Source organism: Amycolatopsis anabasis, from assembly GCF_009765355.1.
In the GTDB taxonomy this organism is placed as follows: Bacteria; Actinomycetota; Actinomycetes; order Mycobacteriales; family Pseudonocardiaceae; genus Amycolatopsis; species Amycolatopsis anabasis.
Map to the genome: position 1 here is coordinate 1 of NZ_VTHK01000141.1, position 2749 is coordinate 2749.

Consider the following 2749-nt stretch of genomic DNA (forward strand, 5'->3'; position numbering starts at 1 on the left):
TCATGGACACCCTCGCCTACGTCTTCGACCTCGCACCCCTTGGAATAGGTCGTCTAGTCAGTAGCACGTCCCAGGCTCTGGCCCGGTTTTGCGTGAATCGGTGATGGGGTGGGAAGCCCGGCCTGCTATCCGTGTGTCCCATCGCCGAACCAGGTGGTCAGGGCGGTGGTGAGGGTGTCGGTTGGTTGTGGATCGGTTTGGGTGGAGATCCAGGCGGTGTGCCCGTCGGGGCGGATCAGCAGCCCTTCGAGGTCGGGGTGCTCGGGACAGCGGGCGCGGTGCGCGGTCACCCTGCTCTCGGGCCCGGTCGGCAGGGTGCGGTCGCCGAGTTCGAGCAGCACCGGACGGGCGGTCCGCAGCAGCTTGGCGATGCTGGTGTGCTCGCCGTCGGTGATCAGCTTCAGGTTCGGGGCCAGCCTGCCCAGCCACGGGTGTTCACCGGGGATTTTCGGGTCGTACCGGGTGCTCACCCCGGTGATCAGTTCGGCGAGGTACTTGCCGACCGGTGCGAGCGCGGTCAGTTCGCTGAACAGGTCGCGCACCGGATCGAGCGCCGTTTCCCGCCGCCCGAGCACCGTCTGCACGCGCGTCGTCCGCAGCACGCGCGCCCCGGCCGGGTGGCGTTCCTCGTGGTAGCTGTCCAGCAGGCCGTCCGGGGCGTGCCCGAGCGTGGTCGCCGCGAGTTTCCAGCCGAGGTTGACCGCGTCCGCGAGCGCCACGTTCACGCCCACCGCTCCCGCCGGTGGGTGGATGTGCGCGGCATCCCCGGTCAGCATGATCCGGCCCGCGACGTACCGGTCCGCCTGCCGCGCCGCGTCGGAGAACCTGGTGAGCCAGCGTGGTTCGCGAAGCGCGACCCGGCGGCCGAGTGCCTGGTCGAGGACGTTCTGGAAGTGGGCGAGCTGGACTGGCTGGTCACGGTCACCGGGTGGTTCCGGTTCGTCGAGCACGATCCGCACGTAACCGGGCCGGGGGATCACGAACACCGTGCCGTGTTCGCCTTCGGTCACACCGAAGGGCAGGTCGGCGGGGTCGGCGAGTTCCACGTCCGCGAGCAGGCTGAACGTGGTGGCGTCGGTGCCGGGAAAGCCGATCCCGGCGAGTTTGCGGACGATGCTGCGGCTGCCGTCGCAGCCGACAAGGTAGTCGGCCCGGATCCGCCGGTGGGCGCCATCGACCCGCAGGGTCACGCCGACCCCGGTGTCGTCCTGGTCGCATCCGACGACCTCGTGTCCCCAGCGCACGGGCACGCCCAGTTCGGCCAGCCACTGTTCGAGCAGTTCTTCGACCAGGGTCTGCGCGATGCCGAGCACGTACGGGTGATCGGTGTCCATCGCGGTCAGATCCAGCGGCCGGGCCGGATCGGCGAACATGCTGTAGGGCACCGTAGGACCCGCTTCGAGGAAGCGGTCGGCGATGCCGCGCCGGTCCAGCAGCTCGAGGCTGCGCGCGTTGAGGGTGAAGCCCCGGCAGATCGGCGACCGTCGCGGCAACTGGTCCACGACCAGCACCTCGACCCCGGCGAGTGCGAGTTCGGCGGACAGCATCAACCCGGCCGGCCCCGCCCCGGCCACGACGACCGTCATCGGACCTCCCCCGCGGCCCCGGTCTGGTCGGATTCGGGTTCCGGCCAGGCCAGGCAGCCCTGCTCGATGTCGTCGACGGTCTCCTCGATCCAGCCGAGTTCGGCTTCGCACATCCGCACCGCGTACTCGGCCTCCACCACGAACAACCGCGGCACCTCGCCCAGCGCCGCGCGGTGCCCTTCCCGCATCTCGTCGAGTTGCACGCGTAGCCGGTCGGCCCGCTCCCGCAACGCGACCACCGCGCCCTCCGGGCCGAGCGCGCCCAGGTAGCTGACCGCGGCGAGAAACTTCGGATACTCGGCGACCGGAATGCGGATCAGCTCATCCACCCAGCGCACGAACTCCGCATGCCCCAGCGGGGTCTGCTGGTAGATCGTCCGCTCCGGACGGGCACCGACCCGGACGGTCTCGCGCGCCTCGATCCACTCGGCCCGCTCCAGGGCGCGGACCACGTCGTAGAGCGAGCCGGTGGTCACCTTGAACACCCGGTCCATACCGCGTTCCCGCAGGGTGGCGGCCATGGCATGGGGATGCATCGGGGACTCGATCAGCAGCCCCAGCACGGCCAGCCCCAACGGGTTGGACACGGTGCGTCGTTTACTCTCAGCCAACTACTTGCCTCCGATCGCTCGGAACCAAGTATCCGAACTCGGCGACAACTGTCAACCCTGGGAAGCGACCCCCAAACTCGACCACGGTGGATGATCTCAACCGGTGCGGGCCGCTTGTGCTCGCGAATCGTGCAGGCCCTCACCGCCGCCGAGTTCGGGCCCGGAGTGCGTCGAGCGCGGCGAACAGGTGGCGCACGATGCGCCGCGAGGGTTTCCTGCCCGACGCAGCGAGTGATCTCACGGCGGACCGAGCGCGACGGGCCAGACGCATTCCCACAGCACGCGGATCCGCTGGACCTGGCTGACCATGTCCACGAGCAACTGCTCCGGTGGAGGGCCAGCGCGGGATCAGAAATCATCGCCGGCACCGCAACCCGCTCTGGTGCCGATGGGAGCGGGTGGTCCGATATTCGATTGACATGGTGCCGGCGCGGCTGGCTAGGGTGATGGCCATGTTCTTCCGAGTCTGACGCGACCGCTGGCGGGTTGCGGATACTCCCTCGCCAGTGATGCGGGGCGGCATGCGGCCGCCCCGGGTCGCGATGCGGGAGA

At 69.6% G+C, this 2749-nt stretch carries 2 protein-coding genes; both read right to left on the reverse strand.

Annotated features, from left to right (window positions below; genetic code table 11):
• Positions 1 to 125: 125 nt before the first annotated feature.
• Complete coding sequence (locus FXO23_RS50340; RefSeq protein ID WP_158896289.1) at positions 126 to 1586, reverse strand: FAD-dependent monooxygenase; 1461 nt, start codon at positions 1584 to 1586, stop codon at positions 126 to 128.
• Positions 1583 to 2173: a PadR family transcriptional regulator gene (locus FXO23_RS50345; protein ID WP_158896291.1), complete on the reverse strand. Its 591-nt coding sequence runs from the start codon at positions 2171 to 2173 to the stop codon at positions 1583 to 1585. The genes FXO23_RS50340 and FXO23_RS50345 overlap by 4 nt, the downstream gene beginning before the upstream one ends.
• Between the last annotated feature and the right edge of the window lie 576 nt (positions 2174 to 2749).